This window comes from Streptosporangium roseum DSM 43021 (assembly GCF_000024865.1).
GTDB classification, from domain to species: domain Bacteria; phylum Actinomycetota; class Actinomycetes; order Streptosporangiales; family Streptosporangiaceae; genus Streptosporangium; species Streptosporangium roseum.
In genome coordinates, this window is sequence record NC_013595.1 from 4,831,793 (window position 1) to 4,852,749 (window position 20,957).

21 protein-coding genes are annotated in these 20,957 nt (G+C 72.2%); 6 read left to right on the plus strand and 15 right to left on the minus strand.

The features are described 5' to 3' along the window. Positions 1-14: 14 nt before the first annotated feature. Entirely contained in the window at positions 15-419 is a 405-nt protein-coding gene (locus SROS_RS20980; protein ID WP_012890952.1) for a hypothetical protein, read from the plus strand. A gap of 75 nt (positions 420-494) precedes the next feature. Here the strand turns inward: SROS_RS20980 and SROS_RS20985 are convergent, their stop codons facing one another. The 8 genes from SROS_RS20985 to SROS_RS21020 form a co-directional block, all read right to left on the minus strand. Continuing rightward, complete coding sequence (locus SROS_RS20985) at positions 495-3,953, minus strand: DNA polymerase III subunit alpha (RefSeq protein WP_012890953.1); 3,459 nt, start codon at positions 3,951-3,953, stop codon at positions 495-497. 190 nt (positions 3,954-4,143) lie between these two features. Beyond that, positions 4,144-5,319: an ABC transporter permease gene (locus tag SROS_RS20990; protein WP_012890954.1), complete on the minus strand. Its 1,176-nt coding sequence runs from the start codon at positions 5,317-5,319 to the stop codon at positions 4,144-4,146. A gap of 2 nt (positions 5,320-5,321) precedes the next feature. After that, the gene (locus SROS_RS20995) at positions 5,322-5,996 is read right to left on the minus strand and encodes an ABC transporter ATP-binding protein (RefSeq protein ID WP_012890955.1); all 675 of its coding nucleotides are present in this window, start codon (positions 5,994-5,996) and stop codon (positions 5,322-5,324) included. Continuing rightward, complete coding sequence (locus SROS_RS46080) at positions 5,989-7,695, minus strand: peptidoglycan-binding protein (protein ID WP_012890956.1); 1,707 nt, start codon at positions 7,693-7,695, stop codon at positions 5,989-5,991. The genes SROS_RS20995 and SROS_RS46080 overlap by 8 nt, the downstream gene beginning before the upstream one ends. Continuing rightward, positions 7,692-8,477 (minus strand): hypothetical protein, encoded by a 786-nt coding sequence (locus SROS_RS53050; RefSeq protein WP_012890957.1) that lies wholly within the window; start codon positions 8,475-8,477, stop codon positions 7,692-7,694. Before SROS_RS53050 ends, SROS_RS46080 begins: the two co-directional genes overlap by 4 nt. A gap of 186 nt (positions 8,478-8,663) precedes the next feature. Continuing rightward, positions 8,664-9,620 (minus strand): SDR family oxidoreductase, encoded by a 957-nt coding sequence (locus SROS_RS21010; protein ID WP_012890958.1) that lies wholly within the window; start codon positions 9,618-9,620, stop codon positions 8,664-8,666. A 240-nt stretch (positions 9,621-9,860) separates the two neighbouring features. After that, positions 9,861-10,463 carry a hypothetical protein gene (locus SROS_RS21015; RefSeq protein WP_012890959.1) on the minus strand — a complete coding sequence of 201 codons (603 nt, stop codon included), beginning with the start codon at positions 10,461-10,463 and terminating at the stop codon, positions 9,861-9,863. Next, complete coding sequence (locus tag SROS_RS21020) at positions 10,456-10,869, minus strand: hypothetical protein (protein ID WP_012890960.1); 414 nt, start codon at positions 10,867-10,869, stop codon at positions 10,456-10,458. Before SROS_RS21020 ends, SROS_RS21015 begins: the two co-directional genes overlap by 8 nt. Before the next feature lie 172 nt (positions 10,870-11,041). Here SROS_RS21020 and SROS_RS21025 point away from each other — a divergent pair, with 172 nt between their 5' ends. Further along, positions 11,042-12,340 carry a sensor histidine kinase gene (locus SROS_RS21025; RefSeq protein ID WP_043652501.1) on the plus strand — a complete coding sequence of 433 codons (1,299 nt, stop codon included), beginning with the start codon at positions 11,042-11,044 and terminating at the stop codon, positions 12,338-12,340. Further along, on the plus strand, positions 12,337-12,939 hold the full coding sequence (locus SROS_RS21030) for a response regulator transcription factor (protein ID WP_012890962.1): 603 nt from the start codon (positions 12,337-12,339) through the stop codon (positions 12,937-12,939). The genes SROS_RS21025 and SROS_RS21030 overlap by 4 nt, the downstream gene beginning before the upstream one ends. A 112-nt stretch (positions 12,940-13,051) precedes the next feature. On the opposite strand, the gene SROS_RS21035 is transcribed toward SROS_RS21030, so the two are convergent. From SROS_RS21035 to SROS_RS21060, 6 genes are all read right to left on the minus strand, one after another. Further along, entirely contained in the window at positions 13,052-13,522 is a 471-nt protein-coding gene (locus tag SROS_RS21035; RefSeq protein WP_012890963.1) for an SAM-dependent methyltransferase, read from the minus strand. An 80-nt stretch (positions 13,523-13,602) separates the two neighbouring features. Further along, entirely contained in the window at positions 13,603-13,974 is a 372-nt protein-coding gene (locus tag SROS_RS21040) for a DoxX family protein (RefSeq protein WP_012890964.1), read from the minus strand. 32 nt (positions 13,975-14,006) lie between these two features. Next, positions 14,007-14,804, minus strand: coding sequence for an ABC transporter permease (locus tag SROS_RS21045; RefSeq protein ID WP_012890965.1), 798 nt, complete (start codon positions 14,802-14,804; stop codon positions 14,007-14,009). After that, positions 14,801-15,571: an ABC transporter permease gene (locus SROS_RS21050; RefSeq protein ID WP_012890966.1), complete on the minus strand. Its 771-nt coding sequence runs from the start codon at positions 15,569-15,571 to the stop codon at positions 14,801-14,803. The genes SROS_RS21045 and SROS_RS21050 overlap by 4 nt, the downstream gene beginning before the upstream one ends. Continuing rightward, positions 15,561-16,478 carry an ABC transporter ATP-binding protein gene (locus tag SROS_RS21055; protein ID WP_012890967.1) on the minus strand — a complete coding sequence of 306 codons (918 nt, stop codon included), beginning with the start codon at positions 16,476-16,478 and terminating at the stop codon, positions 15,561-15,563. The genes SROS_RS21050 and SROS_RS21055 overlap by 11 nt, the downstream gene beginning before the upstream one ends. A 53-nt stretch (positions 16,479-16,531) precedes the next feature. Further along, complete coding sequence (locus tag SROS_RS21060) at positions 16,532-16,822, minus strand: antibiotic biosynthesis monooxygenase (protein WP_012890968.1); 291 nt, start codon at positions 16,820-16,822, stop codon at positions 16,532-16,534. 60 nt (positions 16,823-16,882) lie between these two features. On the opposite strand from SROS_RS21060, the gene SROS_RS21065 reads away from it, so the two are divergent. The 3 genes from SROS_RS21065 (at position 16,883) to SROS_RS21075 (ending at position 20,211) form a co-directional block, all read left to right on the plus strand. Further along, the gene (locus SROS_RS21065) at positions 16,883-17,515 is read left to right on the plus strand and encodes a TetR/AcrR family transcriptional regulator (protein ID WP_012890969.1); all 633 of its coding nucleotides are present in this window, start codon (positions 16,883-16,885) and stop codon (positions 17,513-17,515) included. Between the two features lie 513 nt (positions 17,516-18,028). After that, positions 18,029-19,267 carry a cytochrome P450 gene (locus SROS_RS21070; RefSeq protein ID WP_012890970.1) on the plus strand — a complete coding sequence of 413 codons (1,239 nt, stop codon included), beginning with the start codon at positions 18,029-18,031 and terminating at the stop codon, positions 19,265-19,267. Between the two features lie 164 nt (positions 19,268-19,431). Then, positions 19,432-20,211, plus strand: coding sequence for a class I SAM-dependent DNA methyltransferase (locus tag SROS_RS21075; protein ID WP_012890971.1), 780 nt, complete (start codon positions 19,432-19,434; stop codon positions 20,209-20,211). 197 nt (positions 20,212-20,408) lie between these two features. Here SROS_RS21075 and SROS_RS21080 read toward each other — a convergent pair whose 3' ends face one another. Next, positions 20,409-20,831, minus strand: coding sequence for a nuclear transport factor 2 family protein (locus SROS_RS21080; RefSeq protein ID WP_012890972.1), 423 nt, complete (start codon positions 20,829-20,831; stop codon positions 20,409-20,411). Between the last annotated feature and the right edge of the window lie 126 nt (positions 20,832-20,957).

Here is a 20,957-nt window from a genome sequence, read left to right on the forward strand (position 1 = left end):
TAGGAGGAGCATCCGTGTCCGACGTCAAGACCGAGCTCGACCGGCTGATGCGCGCCTTCCTCGGCGCGTTCACCAACACCGGCGGCAGCCGGCCGAACGTCGAGGTGGTCCGTGAGGTGTTCATTCCACAAGGAATGATTATCAAGAATGTCGGGGGCGAGCCCGTGATCTACGATCTCGACACGTTCGTCGCCCCCCGGAAGAAGATCCTCACCGATGGGACGCTGACTGAGTTCTCCGAATGGGAGGTCGCCGAGCGGACCGAGATTTTCGGGTCGATCGCGCACCGGTTCAGTGAATACCGCAAGTCCGGTTTCCTCGACGGCGAGTGGTTCGAGGGCTCCGGCCGCAAGACCACCCAGTTCGTCCGGACGCCTGCGGGCTGGAGGATGAGCTCGATGGCCTGGGATGACGTGTAGAGGGCCGGTGGGGTCACCGGTGCTGAACGCCGGGGGCGCCGCACCGGCACGGCAAGCTCACCGTCGCGCACACCCTCACCGTCGACACGACGAAGATGGCGCCGCGGGGAGAGGCCACCGGTCCGGGGCCTGGGCGAGGCGGCGGTGGACGGCGTCGATGCCGCGGGCGTGCCAGAGGGTGTGGAGTCCGGCGAGGTTCCAGCAGCCGGTGGCGGTGACCGACACGCTGTCCGGGCCGCTGCGGCGGATCCGGCCGCGCACCAGCAGCAGGCGGCCGTCTTCCGCGGTGGCCGCGCAGGCGGCGTGGGTGTGATCGAAGAAGGTCACCTCGGTGATGCCGGTGCCGTCGTCCAGGCTGCAGAACATGATCCGGCGCCCGGACCGGATGGGCGGGGTGGCGATGGCCACCTTCGCGCCGCCCACCAGCACGAGGGCGCCGTCAGAGCAGCCCCGGAGCCTGCTGGAGGCGGTGACGGCGAGCGCGCGCAGCAGCGGGTGGTAGTCGGTGATGAGGTGCCGGCTGGCGTCCAGCCCGAGGATGTCGAGTTCGGCGGCGACCAGGTCGGCGTCGCTCATGTCGGGCAGGCCGTTGCGGCGGGGTGTCTCGGCGGCGCCGAGAGCCAGGGGCAGCTGCTGCGCCGTACCGTCGCCGGTCTCGACCGGCGGCCGCGCCGAGCCCCGCCGGGCCGGGCGGCGGCTACTGGCGGAGGTCCACCGGTGGAGCTCGCCGACCTGTATCAGCAGGTCACGGCGGGTGAGTCCGCTGCCGGCCCGGCGACCGCGGCCGTGGGACAGGCCGTGCAGGGCATCGAGCGCGCCGGCCAGCACGAGGCGTTCGGCGATCGGCAGGCTGGGGCGGGCGCGCTGCCAGCAGTCGGCCAGTGAGGTGTACGGCCGGCCGGCGACGATGCGGGCGACTTCGGCGCCGGTGATGCCTTTGACGTCGGCCAGCGCGAGCCGTACCCCGAAGCGGCCGCAGGCGGTGTCTCCGGCCCGGGGGAGGGGTTCGATCCGGTACGGGCCGGCGCTGTGGTTGACATCCAGCGGCAAGATCGTGACGCCGTGGCGGCGGGCGTCGGCCAGCAGCAGCCGCTTGGGATACATGCCTGGATCATGGGTGAGCACGGCGGCGTAGAAGGCGGCAGGATGGTGGGCTTTCAGCCACGCCGACTGCAGGGTGGGCAGGGCGAAGGCGGCCGCGTGGGCTTTGGCGAAACCGAAGGAGCCGAAGCCGGCCAGGGTCCGCCAGACGCGCTCGACGACGCCGGGGTCGTAGCCGCGATCGGTGGCCACGGCGGTGAACCAGGTACGCGCCCGCTCCGCCTCGCCGCCGTCGGCCAAGGCCCGGCGCACCTCGTCGGCCTGACCCGGGTCGCAGCCGGTCATGATGGCCAGGATCCGGATCACCTGCTCGTGGAAGACGACCACGCCGCAGGTCTCGGCCAGCACCGGCGCCAGGTCCGCATGCGGAAGGTCCACCGGGGCGCGGCCGTGCCGGGCGGCGAGAAACGGAGTGATCATGTCGGCCGCGACCGGGCCCGGACGGAACAGCGAGATGTCGATGATGAGATCGGCGAAGCTCTCCGGCCGCAGGCGGCTGAGCAGGTCGCGCTGGCCGGGGGACTCGATCTGGAAGCAGCCGACCGTCTCAGCCGAGCGGATCAGCGCGAAGGCCGCGGGATCGTCCAGCGGTACCTGGGCCGGGTCGTCGATGGCGACGCTGTGGCCTTCCACCCGGGCGATCTCGGCCACCGCGTGGGCGATCGCCGACTGCATCCGCACCCCCAGCACGTCGAGTTTGAGCAGTCCGAGCGCTTCGACGTCGTCCTTGTCGAACTGGCTCATCGACAGGCCGCCCTCCGCCCCGGCCGGCACGGACTGCACGGGGCTGCGATCCAGCAGGGTGGCATCCGACACGATGATCGCGCACGGATGCATCGCCGTACGGCGGGGCAGCCCGTCCAGGGCCTCCACCAGGTCCCACAGCAGCCGCAGCCGGTCAGGACGGATGCCGCGCGCGGCCAGCTGCGGCAGCTCGGCCATCGCCCGGCGCGCGTCCCGCGCCCGGATGTGCGGAAAAGCCGTGGCCAGGGCGTCGATCTCACCGGCGTCCACGCCGAGCGCGGCGCCGGCGTCGCGGATGGCGCTGCGCACCCGGTAGGTCGCGGCCGCCGACACCGCGGCGACCCGCTCGGGCCCGTAGCGGCCGAGGATCGCCCGATACACCTCCGGGCGGCGTGCCGACTCCACGTCCAGGTCGACGTCGGGCAGGCTGCGACGCCGCGTCGACAGGAACCGCTCCATCAGCAGGCCGTGCCGCAACGGATCGACCCCCGAGATGCCCAGGGCGTAGACGGCCAGGCTGCCCGCGGCCGAGCCGCGGGCGGCCACCCGTACCCCCATCGCACGGATCATGTCGGTGATCTCGGCGACCGTCAGGAAGTAGGGGGCATATCCCAGCCGCGCGATCACGGCCAGCTCCTCCTGCAGCCGCTGCAGCGCCACCCGGTCCGCGCCCATGCCGCGGGCGTTCAGGCCTGCCTCGCAGCGGGCGCGCATCACCCCGTCGGCGGCCCCGGCGGGATCCGCGCCGAGCAGGTACGGTTCGGGAAAGTGCACCCGCCGGTCGCCGATCCCCAGGTCGGCGACCGGATCCAGCGTGCACGCCCGGGCGGTGGCCAGCGTGCACGCCAGCAGGCGCCCGGCGGCTGCCGCAGGCAGACCGGCGACCGCGGCGACCTGCTCGGCCACCCGCGTCATCTCGGCGGGGGATTTGAGGTAGGCCTCGGCGTTGGCATGGCGGGCCCGGCCGATCGGCAGCCGGTGACGGCAGGCCGCCAGCACGTCACCCACCCGCGCCCCGGACCGTTCGGCGTAGCGCACCGCGTTGGTCAGCACCGGCACGAGCCGCTGCCGGGCGGCGAAGGCCAGCATCCGCCCGGCCAGGACAAGCGAACCCGGCCCCGGGCCAGGGGACAGGTGACAGACGATCTCCAGCCGGACCGCGTCCCGACCGATGCCTTCCTGCCAGGCGCGCAGCCGCTTGAGCGCCGTCCCGGCGTCCCGGTCGACGATCGCGCCGCCGACGTCGGAGTCCGGGCCCAGCAGCACCACCAGACCGCCCCGGCCGGCGTGGGCGGCCAGCGCCTGCCGGCTCAGGACCGGCTCGTCGCGGTCGGCGGCGTGCGCCGCCGAGATCATCCGGCACAGCGCGCTCCACCCCGAGGCGTCCCGCGCCAGGAACGTCACCCGGCACCGGCCGACGTCTTCGCCCCGGAGCCTGTCGCGATGCGGCGCGGCCGCTGAGCGGGCGCCCTCGACGGCCAGGTCGGCGCCGAACACCGGCCGCACTCCCGCCGTACGGCACGCGGTGGCGAAGCGGACCGCGCCGGCCAGGCTGTCACGGTCGGTCAACGCCAGCGCGGACATGCCCAGCCCGCCGGCACGGGCGACCAGCGCCTGCGGCCGCGAGGCCCCATGCAGCAGGGAGAACCCGCTGGCGACGCGCAGATGGACGAACTCGCTCCCCGGCACCGGCGCTCCCCTTCCAGCGGCGGGCCGGGGAGGACATCCCGCATCGAATACGTGTTCGATCAGTATGCGCGGCCGGTCGCCGGAACGAGCTGTTCGACGCGCCGGCGGCCACGATCTGCCACGGCGCGTGCCGCGCCGGCCGCCGGGGGAGGTCCGCCGCGTCCAGGAAGCCGGACCGAATGCACCCCTCCTACCGAAGCGCGTTGACCGGTTCCATGCGGGCGGCACGCAGGGCCGGGTACAGGCCCGCGAGCAGCCCGACGGCGGCGCCGGCGGCAGGTGCCATGACGGCCAGCCGTACATCCAGGACCGGAGTCCACTGCTTGGCGGCGCAGACCGCGACGATCACGACGATCCCGGCGGAGGCACCGATGATGCCGCCGGTCAGCCCGGTGAGGGTGGACTCCAGCAGGAACTGCGCGGCGACGTGGCGGCGGGCGGCGCCCAGGGCGCGGCGCAGGCCGATCTCGGCGACGCGCTCCATCACGGTCACCAGGGTGACGTTGGCGATGCCGACCGCGCCGACGACCAGGGAGACCAGCCCGAGGATCAGGAAGAGGGCGTTGACGTCGCCTTCCACCGCGTCGCGTGCTCTGGTGGGGCTGGGCGGCGATATGACCTGGAGGAGGGCCTCGTTGCCGGGGCTGAGCGCGGCAGGCGCCTGCTCGGCGATCAGTTCCGCGGCGCCGAGGCCGGTGTTGACCAGGACCCTGGTCACGGTGCTCAGGCCGTAGCGCCTGCCGACGGCCGGTGGCAGCAGGACCGCGCTCGCGAGGCTCTTCTCGCGTTTCAGGTCGCCGAGCACGCCGATGACGGTGTACGCCTGGGTGCCGATGAAGATGGCCGGGGCCCGTTCCAACCGGGTGACGCCCAGCATCTTGGCCGCGTGCAGGCCCAGCACGACGACCTTGTCCCCCCGGGAGATGTGCCCGGCGTCGAAGTAGCGGCCCTCGACCATTCTGCCTTTGACCGCGGCGGGCAGGCCGGGGCTGCTGGCGACGACCGTGAGCGTCTGGTCGGTGACCCGGGTGGGGTCCACGATGTCGTTGGAGCGGACGCTGAGGTTGGCACTCCGTTCCGACTCGGCGAGGGCGGCGGCGGAGATCACCCCGCGCAGCCGGGTCACCCGGCTGACGGCGGCCCAATCGACCAGGGGGAACGGGTTCTCCGGGACCTCGACCGTGACGGAGGTGGCGGTCAGCTCGTCGAAGCGGCCGACGATCTGGTTGCCCGCCGTCGCGGCGACGCCCAGAGTGACCACGAGCGTGGTGATGCCCAGTACGGTGCCCAGCGTGGTCAGCGCCGAGCGCACCGGGCGGGCCAGCAGGCCCGCCATGGCCTCGTTCAGCAGGTCGCGCGGGTGCACATCTATCCCTCCGTGAGGATGCCGTCGGTGATGCGCACCCGGCGCCCGGCCCGGTCGCTCACCTCGTTCTCATGGGTGATGACCACGATGGTCATGCCCTGGGCGCGCAGCTCGTCGAACAGGTCGAGCACGGCGCCGGTGTTCCTGCTGTCGAGGTTGCCGGTGGGTTCGTCGCACAGCAGCAGCGACGGCTCGCCCATCAGGGCGCGGGCGATGGCGGCGCGCTGCCGCTCGCCGCCGGACATCCTGCCGGGCGGGAAGTCCACCCGGTGCGACAGCCGTACCCGCTCCAGGGCCCGCATCGCGCGCTCCCGCCGCCCTGTGCGCGGCCCCGCGCCGTAGACCTCGGCCAGCATGACGTTCTCCAGCACGCTGCGGTGCGGCAGCAGGTGGAAGGACTGGAAGACGAAGCCGATACGGCTGCCGCGCACCGTGGTCCGCGCGCCGTCCTTCAGCGTGGTGGTCTCGATGCCGTCGAGCCGGTAGCCGCCGCTGGTCGGCCGGTCGAGCAGGCCGAGCATGTTGAGCAGCGTGGACTTGCCGGACCCCGAGGGGCCAACTATGGCGACATAGTCTGATTTTTCGACTTTCAGGTTGATGGCGGAGAGCGCCCTGACGGGAGGATCGGCGGGGAACTCCTTGGTCAGATCGTCGAGCAGGATGACCGGCTCAGGCACTGTTGATCACCACCAGGTCACCCGGCTTGAGGTCGCCGGTCACCTCCACGGCTCCGTCGGCGGCCAGGCCGGTGCGCACCTCGACCTCCTTGGTCCGGTCGGGCGCGATCTCCACCTGCACCCGGGCCCTGCCGTCCGCGGCGGTGACGACCGCCGCGGCGGGGACCACGAGCACCTCCTGGTCGGTGGCGCCGATGGTCACGCGGGCGGTGACGGGGGCGCCGGCGAGCTTCTTGAGGCCCTTCATCGAGGCAGGAGTGATCATCACCGGCACGGCGCCCTTCGTGTCGCGTCCGCCGAGGGAGGTCACCGTGCCGGGGACGGTCTTGCCGGCCTCGGTCTCGATGGTCGCGTTCAGGCCCGTCTTCAGCCGCTCGGCCTCAGCCGCGTCCACCGAGCCTGAGACCACGAAGGTGGAGCTGGTGACCGTGGCGATCGGCTTGTCCGCCGGCTCGCCCGCCTTGACGGTCGCCTTGTGCAGGCGGGCCGGCAGCCTGGGCAGGAAGACGATCTCTCCCGGCGGGATGGTGGGGCCGTAGGTCCGGGAGAACTCGGCCAGCAGCGCCCGTGCCGCGGCCAGGTCACGCTGGGCGTTGGCCACCTTCAGCTTGGTGGGCGAGAGCTGCCTGGCCTGCCTGAGCGTCTGCTCGGCGGCGGCGACGGCCTCCCGTGCCAGCCGGACGCTCCTCCCCAGCTCGGCCAGCCGCCTGTCCCGCGCGACCCCGGCCTCCTCCAGCACCCGCTCCAGTGCCGACCGGGCGGCGGCCGAATCCGCTCTGGCGTTGGCGACCCGGAGTTCGAGCAGCCGGGTGTCGGCAGGCGGCCCGGCCGGGGCGCCGGGACCGGGCGCGGGGGTGGGCGCGGGGGTGGGCGTCGTGCGGGCCTGGGCGAGCTCCTGCTCGGCGGCCAGCAGCTTCTCCTCGGCCGCTCGTACGGCGCTCTCGGCGGCCTCGACCTCGGCCTCGTCCTCGATGGTGCGCTCCTGCGCCCGCGCGCTGTCCAGCGCCTGTCCGGCCTCCTCCAGATCCCGCCGGGCGTTGGCGAGCCTGACTTTCAGCGGGAGCACGTCCATGCCCTGGTCAAGCGCCTTGCGCTCGGTCGCGAGCACTTCCTGCGCGGATCGTACGGCCCTGCGCAGGTCGTCACGCTTCTGCCGCAGCTCCAACGTGGGTTGCTGCGCCTCATAGTCCCGCTTGGCGTAGAAGCGCGACACCGCGGCGATGGTCGCCTGGTCGAACACTCCGGTCACGGGCGCGCGGTGGCCGAGCCTGCGCAGCGCCTTCTGCAACTGCCTGACATCGTCGCCCCTGGTGCCGGGGACGATGCCGCGGTGCATCGGCACCTTGCCGGAGAAGACGAACACCGGGCGCCCGTTCACCTCCATCACCACCGCGCCCTCCGTGAGCATGCCCGGCCGGGGAGCACGGGTGGCCCGCTGAGTGGCGTCGCCGCCGCCCACCACCCCGGCCAGCGACACCGGGTACGGCGAGCCGTACTCCAGTGTGCTGCTGACCACGATGGTGCTGACCAGCTTGCGCCGCTCGACCGTGGCGGTGACCAGCGACGGTCTGGGCGGCTTGCGCGCCGCCGCCTCGTCGGCCGGGGAGCGCAGCAGGGTGCTCACCCCCCAGCCGGCCCCCGCCACCACCACGACCACGGCCAGCACCAGCAGCAGCGTGCCGCGAGGAGTGCGCGTCACCGCTCTTGGAACCCGTACTTCACCCGGGCCTCGTTGGTGAGCCGGGTGCTCAGGGGAACGAAGGCGGCGTAGAAGTCCTTGCCGCACTCCAGGTCGACCAGCGCCGACTTGATCTCCTTGGCGAGGTACGGCCTTGCCGCCTCCGCCGTGACGGCGCCCTTCTTGGCGAGCCGCTCGGCCTGCTCGCCCCACACCGCCGCGCCGCGGCTGCTCAACTGGAGCGGCCTGGCGGAGGTCACCCGCTCGCCCCTGGAGGTCAGGCACTCGGCGAAGGACGCGGCGAGCTCCACGAGCTTGGGATCGCCGTCGAGCTCCTTGTCGATGTTCTCGATCTCCGTGCTCATCTGATCCTGATAGTCGGCGACCGAGGTGACCTTCAGGCCGTTCACCTGCCGGAGGGCGGCGACCCGGCACTCGTTCATGGTCTTGATATAGGCCTGCCGCTTGTTGTCGGGGAGGTTGTCGATCGTCGCCTGGTTGGGGTCGGGCTCCTGCGTGTCGGCCGGCCTCGGGTAGACGAAGGTGGAGAAGGCGCCGAAGCCGTACTTGCCGCGGGCCTCCTTCATCGCCGCGTAGTCGCCAGTGCCCGCGTCGGGCTTCTTGGGCCGGCTGACCGAGGGGGTGTAGGAGAAGCCCTTCTGCTTCATGCAGGTGGCGATGGCGTTCTCCCGCTCGCGGGCCTTGTCCACCGAGGCACCGCCGCCGGTGGCCGCAGGGGGTGTGTTCCCCCCGCAGCCGGTCAGCACCACCAGGCCGAGCAGACCGCATATCAGCACACGCATCGAGGACTCCTTCGCGGTGGGATCGCGCCGCCCTCGCGACGCCGTGGCCACTCTGGAGGCCGCTTGCCTCCGCTCCGCATTCGCCGGGTATCCGTGCGCGCTCAGCCGTGTATCCGCCAGGCATCAACGCCACAGGCCGCCCGGGGGCGACTTCTCGTGATATTCCCTCCGGGGGAGGGCGGACGCTCAGCGGAACAGGTGGGCGTTCTCGACCGCCCAGTCGTCGAAGCCGCGCAGCGGGCGGCCGATGATCTCGCGCACGGCCGGCCGCTGGTCGAGCGTCCATCGGGTGAGCTCGGCGAGCCGCGCGCCGTACTCCTCAAGGGCGTACAGCGTCACGTCGATGCCGCTGTCGGGCCAGCCGCGACGCCGCCAGCTCGCGCGGCTGTCGTCGGGCGTCACCTCGACGGCGGCGAGGTCGCGGCCGATGGCTCCGGCGATGCTCGCCACGCGCGACCGGGTGCTGATCGGCGGTCCGACCGCTTCGAGAACGGCGCCCACATAGCCATCGGCACGCAGCGCCGCCAGCGCGACGGCGGCGAGGTCGTCCTCGTGGATGAAGGGATAGTGGCCGCTGTCCAGGAAGGCCTCCCGCACGACACGCTCGCCCCTGACCGTGTCCGGCCAGTCCGACCCCGTGGCCGGATAGGTGCCCTCGATCACCGCCCCCATCACCGCCGACGGGCGGATGTGCGTCCACTCCATCCCCGAGCGCTCGACGGCCCGCTCGACGGCCAGCCAGAACCACGTCTCCGGCGGATAGGCCTCCTCGTACTCCGGCCCGTGCGAGGACAGCACGACGATCCGCCGTACACCGGCACCCCGGGCGACCTCCAGCGCGTCCCGCACCGTCGTCGGTACGGCGCCGGCGAGAAAGACGCCGTCAACGCCGGAGAAGACCTCGGCGCACTCCAGCGGCCGGGTGATGGACCCCTCGACGACCTCGGCCCCGTCGGGCCAGCCGGCCACCTGGCCGGGCTCGGCGAGAACACGCACCCGATCCCCCGCGTCCAGCAGCTGCCGCGCCAGGCTCCGCCCGACGATCCCCGTGGGACTGCTGCCCGCGTCCTTCCTGGCGCTGACGGCGGTCAGCAGGCGCAGACGGGCGTGCGATGCGTTCGTGACCGGCTTGATTCCATCCATGGCGAGATCCTCCAACGCGAAAGCGGAGATCTTGCGCCACCCCGGTGATCGGGGGGAGGTTGCGGATCCGAGATCGCCGACACTACCAGCCCCGCCCCTCCCGGTGACAGCGGGCGCCGTCTTCGGGAGCGAGCGGAGAGGGCCGGGGTGGTGTCCCAGGCGAACAGGCGGGCGAGCCGGCCGGTCACGAGTCGGCCGGTCACGAGCCGGCGCGCACGGGGCCGGCCCCGTGCGCGCCGTTCATGCGAGGAAAACGAGCTGCGCGGCGATGAGGAAGTCGAGGACGCCGCACCACTCCGCGTACGAGCGCGATACGACCGCGTCCCTCCTGAGGTGGACGAAGTCCCAGAGGCCGTGCAGGAACCAGCCCGCCGCCACCAGATAGCGGCCCAGGTCGGGTTCCACCACCAGCGCGGCCAGTGCCAGCGCCCCGAACCCGATCATCCCCAGGGCCTGCACCTGGAACGCGCCCGAGCGGCGCAGGTCACCGGCGACGGCGCCCCACACCATGACGGCCAGCGCCACGGCGGCGAACACGGCCGGTACGGCGACCACGTCCAGCACCCGCAGGACCAGGTAGAGGACGACGAAGACCAGGAGCACCGGCCACGACGCCTCCCGCCGCCGGATCTTGGCCACCACGAGGTAGAGCAGGGGCAGCAGCAGGAGGACCTCGGCGAGCGCGGCGACGTCACCCGCAGAGGAGCCTCCGGCCGCCCTGGCCGCCAACAGCCCGACGGCCAGGGCGGCCGGCCATCGCCGCAGTACGGCCGTCCAGCGGGAGCGGCGCGGCGTGGCCTCGGACAGCGGCGTGACCTCGGACACGGGAGGGATCTCAGACACGGGAGGGACCTCCGTACTCGTCGCGGCGGCGGAGCATCACCAGGAGCATGAGCGGGAGCATCACGACGTGCTCCAGCAGGAGCAGCGCGCCGCTCGAGATCACGCCCGTCCACAGCAGCGGGAACAGCGCGAGTGCGGGGACGAGCATCGACCCGGCCATCTCCAGCGTCGCGGCCCAGCCGTGGCCCCGGTAGCGCATCCAGACGATCATCCCGGCGGACATGTCGACGGCCATCTCCAGGGCGGCCACCTCCGGCTGTGCCGGGAACTCCAGGCCCGCGAGCGCCAGGCCGGCGCGTACGGCGGCGGCGAGCACCGCCATGCCGACGAACATCGCCGCGAGCATCTCCAGGTAGTGACGGATGAAGGGCCACCAGCCGTGGCCGTGGGCGGCTCTCGCTCTCATGTCGTGCTCCTCCGATGTACGGGTTTGGGGTATGCGACACCCAGAGTGCGGGAGGGCGGGAGCTGCCAGTAGTGCCGAAACGGCACGTCCCGGCATGGGCATGTCACGAAATCTCATGACATTTGTCATCGGGGTGCTCCGTACCCCCGGTCGCGCAGGGGACAATGGCCGCGTGCGTGACAGGCGGAGCGAGCGCGGGACGGGACTGAGCGGTTTCCGCCGCTACACGTGGTGGAGCCTCACCGGGAGCATCACGGTCTCCCTGGTGCTCTTCGTCAGGGCCTGGGCCATGGACGAGGGCGTGGCCCCCTGGGCCAGGGGCGTCATCGGCCTGGCCCTGGCCGTGCTGGTCGTGGCCGTCGCCGTACTGCTCGGCCGCCGGCTGCCGCGCTCACCCGGCGACGCGCAGGACCGGGTCGGCGCCTCGGGTGAGCGTGAAGGGGCCGGCGGGCCACCGGTGGGCTGGTCGGTGGCGGGGGGCCTGGCGGCGGCCGTGCTGGGCGCGGTCCCGCTCGCTCTGCGCGACGACGGGCTGTGGGCGGTGGCCCCGGCGGTGATGGTGTCGGTCACGGCGACGTTCCTGCGGCCGGCGCACCGGCGCACCCTCATCGCCGGCGCGGTGGTTGTCGCGGCGGCGCTCGGCGGATCCGTGGCCCTCGCCTCGGGGGACACGGAGTGGCTCCTCGCGGGGGCCTTCCCGGCCGGCATGGTCGCCTCCGTCGCCTGGATGGCACTGGGCATGCTGTGGGCCTGGGACGTCGCCGACCGGCTGGACCGGGCGCGGCGCCTGGCCGCCGAGCTGGCGGTAAAGGACGAGCGGCTGCGGTTCGCCGCCGACCTGCACGACATCCAGGGACACCACCTGCAGGTGATCGCGCTCAAGAGCGAGCTGGCCGAGAGGCTCGCCGAGGCCGACCCTGTCCGGGCCGCCGCGGAGATGCGCGAGGTGCGGCGGTTGGCGGCCGACGCGCTCCGCGACACTCGTGCCGTGGTGCAGGGATATCGACGCACGACCCTGGAGGACGAGATCGCCAACGCCGCGAAGGTGCTGGCCGCCGCCGGCATCGACACGACCGTGGACCATGGCCGGGTCACCGGGGCGGACCCGTTGCCGGAGCCCGCCCGCCACGTCCTGGGCCTGGTGATGCGCGAGGCCACCACCAACGTGCTGCGCCACAGCCGGTCCCGCCGGGCACACATCGCCTACGACGTCGAGGACGGTCGCGCCCGGCTCCGGGTCGGCAACGACGGCGTCGAGGGCGGTCATATCCGGCTGGGGGGCGGTGGCGACGGCGACGCCGAGCGGTCCCGGGCGGGGACGGGCACCGGCACCGGGCTGCGCTCCCTGGCCGAGCGGCTGGAGCGGGTCACCGGCACGCTGGACTGGTGGTGCGACGGTGACAGGTTCGAGGTGGTGGCCTCGCTGCCCTCCGATGCGCGCGCCTACCCGGCCGAGGCGGGTGCGCGGTGATCCGGTTGCTGATCGCCGACGACGAGGACCTCATCAGAGGAGCCCTGGCGGCGCTGCTCGCGCTGGAGGATGACCTGGACGTCGTCGCCGAGGCGGCCACCACCACGGACGCGGTGCGGCTGGCACGCGAACGGCGGCCGGACATCGCCGTGCTCGACCTGGAGATGCCGCCCGCCGACGGGCTGCGTGCCGCGCAGGCGATCCGTTCCGAGCTGCCCACCCGGATCATCCTCGTCACCCGGCACGCCCGGCCCGGCGTGCTGCGCCGTGCCCTGGCAGCGGGGGTGAGCGGGTTCGTGCCCAAGACCACGCCCGTCACCCGGCTGGCCGAGATCATCCGCGACGTCGACGCCGGCCGGCGCTACGTGGACCCGGACATCGCCGCCTCCGCGCTGTCGGAGGACGACTGCCCGCTGTCCGAACGGGAGCTGGAGGTGCTGCGCGCATCACGGACGGGCGCCTCGATCAACGAGATCGCGGCGCAGGTCCACCTCGCCCCCGGCACGGTGCGGAACTACCTGTCGGCAGCCATGGCCAAGCTCGGCGCCGGCTCCCGCCACGCCGCCGCACACCGTGCCTGGGAGGAGGGCTGGATCTGACGAGCCGGTACGCGACGGCGAGAGGAGTGCCGAGCCTGAACCGGGGCCTTCGGCCGCTGACCGGCGGTGCGGCCGGCGACAGGTGCCGGATGGCCTCGGTGCGCACCGTGTATCAGTAATAGCGGCTCATGAGTTCGGTCGCCCAGCTCGGTTGGATGACCGGATGACGGGGGGCGAACTCGGCCAGGTACGGCTTGATATCCAGGATCGGCGAGCCTGACAGCGCGTCCAGGTCGGCGACGTGCAGGTTCAGGCCGTCCACGGCGAGCAGCCGGCAGCGGGAGACGCCAAGGCGGTTGGGCCGGTACGGCCCGCGGTGGGCGAAGACCCCCACGGGCGCCGCGCCCGGGTTCCCCCTCGGGGGGCGGGGCCGGCTGTGCACGGTGGCCGGGTCGATCCGGTCGAAGAGGAAGACGACCTCCAGGTGGGAGAAGTGCTCCAGGCCGAGCACCGCCGAGGCGGTGAAGGACTCGCCGTCCAGCCGGATCACGGCTCGGACGTCGTGCCAGTCGTCCTCGACCATCTCGCTCCGGCCGCCCACGACCTGGCCGACTGGTCGCAGGGTCACGGTGTCCGTTGTCATGGTGATCTCCAGGTTTTCGGTAGCGGCCGAGGTGGCCGCGGTGTTTGGCCGGATGTTCGCGCCGGGGCGGGGGCGGGGCGTCAGAAGGCGTGAGGGCCGAAGCGGCCCCAGGCGATGACCGCGGCCAGCGCGAGCAGTACCACGTTGACGGCGACGGCCGGCGGCTCTTTGCGGCGGGTGTGGGTGACGGCGGCGACGAGCATGGTGACGGCCAGGCCGGTGGCGGCCAGCGGGGTGAGGATCGGGGCGATGCCGGTGACGGCGGGCAGGAACAGGCCGAGGGCGCCGAGAAGTTCGACCATGCCGATCAGACGGATCCGGGCGGGGGTGAAGTCCTCCACCCAGGGCAGCATGGGGCGCAGTCTCTCCTTGGGCCAGGTGGAATGCATGATCCCGGCCAGACCGAAGACGACGGCCAGGACGGCCTGCAGTACCCACAAGAACACGTTCACGTCAGTTGCTCTCTTTCCTTCAGGTTCATCGCCTAGTAGCGGCCGAGGGTGCCGCGGCGTTTGGCGAGGCGTTCGAGCCGGTTGAACACGACCACCCCGGCGGCCGTGATGAGCAGCGGCTGGGCCAGCAGCCACGCGAGGCCCCAGCCGGTCGGGAGGGTGGCCAGGGAGTGGCCGCCGAGCAGGATGTCGCGCATCGCCTCGATGCCGGGTGCGATGGGGACCAGCAGCCGGCTGAGGAAGGCGATCGGGTCGGGCATGGCGGCCAGAGGGACCAGGGTGCCGCCGGCGATGGCGTAGACGGCCACGGACAGCTGCGTGATGATCTCGATGCGCTTGAACACCAGCGTCAGTCCGCACAGAATGAGAGCCAGCCCGCAGGTGCCCAGCACGATGGCGGCCAGCGGCACGATCACCTGCGCGTCGAAGGGCGGCCGCCCGCCCTGGAGGGTGACGGCGGTGGCGCCGGTGGCCAGGACGGCCAGCGCCGTGGGCAGAGCCGAGATCGCGGCGGCCATCTGACGGCCGAGGATGCTCGCGGCCGAGGGCAAGGGGGTCAGGTAGGTCTGCTCCAGCACACCGGACTGGATGTCGCCCAGATAGCTCCAGAACACGCGGTTGACCTGCTCATGGATGAAGGTCAGCGCCACCATGCCGAGCAGCACCGGCAGCAGCAGTTCAGCACGTAGCTGGCCGCGTCCCATGAACAGCACGATGAGCAGGTAGAACAGCGGGAACGTGATCATCTGGATGAGGGCTTCGCGCCATCCGGCGGCGAAGTTGAGCAGGCCCTTGCGGACCTCGGCGGCGAATCCGCGGGCGAAGGTCATGACGACTCCTGCAGCGCTCGGCGGTGGTTGCGGACGAACAGCAGGCCGCTGACGACGGTGAGCGCGAAGGTGTGGGCGAGCAGCCAGGGCAGAGTGCCGGCGCTCCAGACCTCGGCCAGGCTCCGGCCCCCGAACAGCGTCTGGGTGATCGCCTCGATGCCCAGCGTGGTGGGCAGGACTCTGGCCAGTACGGCCAGCCAGTCCGGATAGAAGGCCAGCGGCAGGAACGAGCCGTTGAGCAGCAGTATCAGCGAGGTGAACAGCGACTGCAGCGCGCCGACCATCGGGGAGACCAGCGCGAGGGCCGCCAGCAGGAACGTGAACGCCAGCACGTTCACCCCCAGGAGTACGGCCGGCAGGAGCGCCGCCCACCGCAGCGGAATCGCGATCCCGGCCACCAGCATCGGGACGAGGGAGGCGACGACCGCCACGGCCAGTCCGAACACCGAGGCGGTGATCAGCCGGCCGAGCATCGGCAGCCACGGCGGCGCCGGGGTCATCTGCGCCTGGGCGAAGGTGCCGGCGCGTTTCTCCTCGATGAGGTCGGCCACCATCACCAGGCCGGCGTACTGCAGGAACCAGTAGCCGCCGATCGCGACCAGGGTCTGCGGCAGCAGATCCTGCCGCAGCTCGCCCTGGCCCAGGACGAACTGCAGGCCGAGGTACATCATGGTGCTGATCAGCAGCGTGATGGCGTGTCCGGCCGGGTGGGCCAGCTGAACGCGCAGGCCCTTGCCGATCTCCGCACCCAGGACGTTAAGCAGCATGGGACGGCTCGTTCACCAGGGTGAGGAACACATCCTCCAGATCGGGCTGCACCTGGGTCAGCGACTCCAGGACAACCCCCTGCGTGCGCAGGCGCCCGACCACGTCGTACACCTCGACCGGATCGCTCACCCGCACGCTGATCGTGGTGACGCCGTCGCGGGTGACGCCGTCGAACCCGGGTGGCGCCGCTCCTTCGACGCGGATCTCGTACCTGTCGCGTTCGCGGAAGCCCGCCAGCAACTCGCGCGTGGGCAGGTCGGCCACGAGCCGTCCCCGGCGCATGACGGCCACCCGGTCACACAGCTCCTGGGCCACATCGAGCTGGTGCGTGGTGATCAGGATGGTGGTGCCTAGCTCGCGGGCCTGCTCGGTGATCCAGTTCTTGACGGTGCGCGTGGCCTCGACGTCGAGGCCGAGCGTCGGCTCGTCCAGCAGCACGATCGGCGGGTCGGCGATCAGGGCGACGGCGATCGCGACCTTCTGCTGCATGCCGCGCGAGAAGCCGCCGACCTTGTCGTCGCGCCGCTCCCACAGGCCCAGATCGGTCAGCAGCTCCTTGGCGCGCCCGGCGACCTGGCCCTTGCGCAGACCCTTGAGCCGGCCGAAGTACATCAGGTTCTGCCAGGCCGACAGGCTCCAGTAGACGTTGCGCGAGCCTTCCAGCACCGCGCCGAACTGCGCCATCGCGGCCGAGCGCTGCCGGGTCACGTCGAAGCCGCCCAGCCGGACCTGGCCCGAGGTGGGCGTCAGCAGCCCGGCCAGCATCTTGATGGTGGTGGTCTTGCCGGCGCCGTTGGGACCCAGGAAGCCGAAGACCGATCCGGCGGGGATGCGCAGCGACACCTCGTCGACCGCTCGGATCTGCGCCGAGCCGTACACCTTCGTCAACGCATCGATTTCGATCATGTCATCTCCTTGTGGGGGAGTCCCGGCCCCTTCCGCGGGCCGGGACGGGGGGATCAGTGCTCGTCCAGGACCTCGATGTCCTCCACCGCGGAGTCACGGGTCAGCGAGAAGGCCGCGGCCGCCTCGGCGTTGCCGGGTACGGCCTGGCGGGCCGCCTGCAGGCTCGCGGCCGAATCCCAGCGCCAGATGCCCACCCACGTCTCGTCGTCGAGCCGGCCGAGGCGCGCCTCGGTGAGGCCGGGCAGCGCCGCCCTGGTCGCCGAGACCAGAGCGGTGTGCCGGGCCCGGAGCTCGTCGGCGTCGGCGGGATCGGCCTGGAAGCGGGTGATGGTGATGATCGACATGGTTGGACCCGTTCTCTAGAGTTGACTTCTAGTGATCGCATCTAGAGATAGACTCTAGCCATGAGTGATGTCAAGCGGACGGGCAAGCGGGCGCAGAAGGCGCAGGAGACGCGCCGGCGCATCCTCGCGGCGGCACTGGAGCTGTTCGTGCAGGACGGATACGGTGCGACGAATCTCCAGGACGTCGCCGACAGAGCCGGGGTCGCGGTACAGACGATCTACTTCGTCTTCGGCAACAAGCGCGCCCTGCTGAAGGAGCTGGTCGATGTCACGATCGCGGGTGACGACGAGCCGGTGGCCACGATGGACCGGCCGTGGTACGCCGCCGCGCTGGCCGCCGGCACCGCCCGGGACATGCTGTGCGCCTACGTCGCCGGCACGAGCGTGGTTCTGGAGCGGGTCGCGCCGATCGGCCGGGTCCTGGAGGCGGCGGTCGCGAGCGATCCCGAGGTCGCCGCCCTGTGGCCGCACGACGTCGATCCGCGGTACGTCGTGCAGCAGGGGGCGGCCGGGGTGCTGGTCGGCAAGCCGGGCGCCCGGATGGGGGTGTCGGCGGAGGAGGCCGCCGATCTGCTGTACGGCCTGCTCAGCCCCGAGCTGTATCTGCTGTTCGTGCAGGAGCGCGGCTGGCCGCGCGAGCGCTGGGAGCGGTGGGTCGGCGAGACCCTGTGCGCCCAGCTCTGCGCGGATTAGGGCCTCGGCCCCGGATCGCGCGGCCGCCGGCCTGTGGTGCCGAGCCTGGCCGGTTCCGCGCCCGTGTCCACGGTGACGCCGCCGAAGAGGCCGGCGTCGTCGCTGTGGCCAGGTGAGAGCGGTGATGCCCCGTGTTATTGATCTACATTGTAAAGGCATCCGGCCGAGTTCAAGATCATTTTAAAAGGGACTAAAGGCTCATCATCAGAAGAAAGGCCCGATACTTCGGTCTGTGGCCGGAATGCCCTAGTCATTACATTCCATCAATTCTGTAATTAAAATCCCAATAGTCCCATCGTTCACTTAATAAACAGTAAAAATGGCCTAAAGGTATAAGCTTCCGCTGTTCCTGGTTTGGTGTCGTCCTTTCCACCGTTGCCGCGCACCGGTCAGGCCTGGAGGCCCGGTCGCCTGCCCGGTGAGGTGGCGGGCGACGCCGCTCTCCTGGCAGCGCGCGCGGACGGCACCACCTGCGCGTACACCCGAGATCACGGATGGCGTGGGGCAGGTGGGATGGCGACGGTAGGAGAACCGGATCGGATCGCTCCCGACGGGAGACGGCCGTGGGCGGATGCGCCGGGCCTGCCCGGCGGGGCCGCGCGGTGGTACCGCCGGGACCCGCTGGGGTTCGTCGAGTGGGCGGCCCGCGAACGGGGTTCGGTGTTCCGGCTGCCCGATGACGGGTCGCTGTGCGTGGCCGACCCGGTGGAGGCCCTGCGGGTGCTGCACGACGAGGAGGGCTGCTACGACGAGGTGTCCGGCTTCTTCCACGTCCGCGGCGGCCGGCTGGGGCCACGGGCGACGCAGGTCGCGATCGGGCGGGCGGCGCGCACGACGTTACGCGCTCACCTGGCCACGCACCGCGAGCGGCTGCCCGCCGTCGTGGCGGAGCTGGGGGAGGTCAGCGAGTGGCCGTCGGCCGGGCGCGTCGCCGCGCACCGGTTCATGGCCGATGCGCTGCTGAGCCCGGACAGCCCGCCGGCGCTGCGGGAGCTGATGGAGCGGGTGGTGGCGCGCGATGTCCTGATCCGTTCCGGCGGCCGGCTGGCAGGCCTGGCGCGACGGGCGCTGTGGGCACGCGTGGTGCGGGCGGTCGCCGGCGAGGTGGTCGCCCGGCGGGCCGGCCCGCAGTCCGGCCGGCCCGGCGACCTGCTGGACGCCGTGCTCGGGGCCGTCCCGCCCGACACGCCTGCCACGCAGGTCGCCCAGGTGTACCTGCTGCTGTTTCGGACCTCGGTGGCGCCGGTGGGGCATGTGGTCGCCTGGGCGCTGCTGGCGGCCGCGGCCCACGGCGTCGACCTGGCGGCCGTGCCTGCGGAGTCGGCCGTACGGGAGTCGCTGCGATTGTGGCCGGTGGCGTGGCTGCTGGGCCGCCCGGTACGCCGGGCCCACGAGATCGGCGGCGTATGGCTGGAGCCGGGGGAGAGCGTGTCGGTCTGCGCCTACCTGTTGCACCGCGACGACCGGCACTGGCCACAGGCCACCCGGTTCCGGCCTGACCGGTGGGACGGCTCCGGCCCCCGCGGGCCCTACCTGCCCTTCGGTGGCGGCCCGTTCACCTGCGCCGGCGCCGCGGTCGCCCAGACCCTGGCCACCGACCTGCTCGCCGCCGTGACCGGCGGCGCGCGCCTGGAGGTGCGCGGCGGCCACGGGCGTCCCCGGGTCGAGGGCATCATCACCCCTCCCCGGTTCCAGCTGCGCCGGACCCCCCACCAGGCCCTGACCACCAGTGGTCACCAGGAGAGGAGGTGAATTCCATGAGGAAGCTGCTGCGCCGGGTTACCGGCCGCCGGGTCAACCGGCAGGCATGGCACATCTGGTAAGTCTTCTCCCACTGGCCGTGCCGGGCCCGATGGTCCGGCACGGCCCCTGACCCGGTGCGCGGCCGGGGGGACGGCCGCGCGCAGGAGGCGCGCATGTCGCATGTGGATGAGACGCTGGCGGCGTACGAGAGCGTCGCGGCCCGGTACGACGAGCTGAACGCGCGGCTGGACACCGCCGGGCTGGTGGAGCGCTACGTGGAGGCGGTGGAGCGGTACGGGCCGGGCGGGCGGCGGCTGCTGGACGCCGGGTGCGGGACCGGCCGCAGCAGCGTTGCCTTTCGCGAGCGGGGGTTCGAGGTGACCGGCTACGACCTGTCGCCGGCGATGGTGGCGATGGCCCGGCGCCGGCCCGGGACCGAGGGGATCCGGTTCCTGGTGGGACGGCTGCAGGAGCCCCCGCCCGGGCTGGCCGGCTTCGACGTGGTCGCCTGCGTGGACGTGCCGATGGCGTACCTGACCGGCGCGGAGCAGCTGCGGCGGGCGCTGGCGGCCGCGCGTGACCAGCTCGTTGAGGACGGGGTGCTGCTCTTCGACCTGAGCACCATCGGCTACTACCGGCGCGCGTTCGGCGTCCCCGCGGTCGCCGATCGGGGGGACCGGTATGTGGCGTGGTTCGCGGTGTCTCCGCGGATCGAGGCAGACGCGGTCGTGGTCACTCAGTTCGACCTGTTCGAGCGGGCCGGTGAGGGCTGGGAGCGGGTGTCGATGCGGCACGTGCAGCGGCACCACTCCGACCGGACGGTGCGCCGGGTGGCCGAGCGGGCCGGGCTGCGCGTCGTGGCCGCGTACGGGCTGGTGGGGACGTCGGCGCGGGAGCCGGCCGACGAGGACGAGCACGACCGGATCCTGTACGTCGCCCGCCGGGTGGGCTGAGCGCGCCCGCGCTCCGCGACGCCCGCTCCCGCCGGGTCCGCCGCGGTTGCGGGCCCCGCTGATCCGGGTTCGGTTTCCGGCCGGGGGAGGCCGTCGCCGCTGGTCGGCGTGGAGTATCGGGCACCTGGCAGGCGCGAATTCGTGGCGGCGGAGGGGCGCGTAAGGGCTCCCGCCGGAATGGGGGAGCCCCTTCGCGATCATGCTTGAGCGCTGAGGGCCCGTGCGACCGTAAGGCTGTCCTCGTAGATGTGGTAGAGGGTGACGAGCCCGTCTTCGACGGTGAGGTGCAGCGCGAACGGTGAGGTGTACGCGGTGCCGCCGTCCCGCACTGTCTGCACGATCTCTCCGAACACGACGGCGTGCGCCCCGTCGACCAGGATCCGCGTCACCGATGTGCCGTTCAGTTCGGGCACGTGATGGGCCTCCAGCGACCGGAAGTGGTCTGCCACATCGGTCCGGCTGGACCGGGGGCGGATCCACGGCACCGCTGGATGCCCCTCGGCGGGCCAGTCGAGCTGCCAGTCGATCGGCTCGGCGAACAACTCCGCTGTACGGTCGTGATCGCCCTCGGCTATCCGGCGCAGCAGTTCTTCCACAATGTCACGTGTGTCATTACTCATGTCGCAAGCATCTCGGGTCCGGGCGCGGCCCGTCGATTACCGCCGAGGTAAGGCGTGACCCTACTGCCGAGGTAAGGCGGGGTCCGTGGAGGCCAGGGCAGGGCGGGCCGTGTCGCTCTGTCAGGG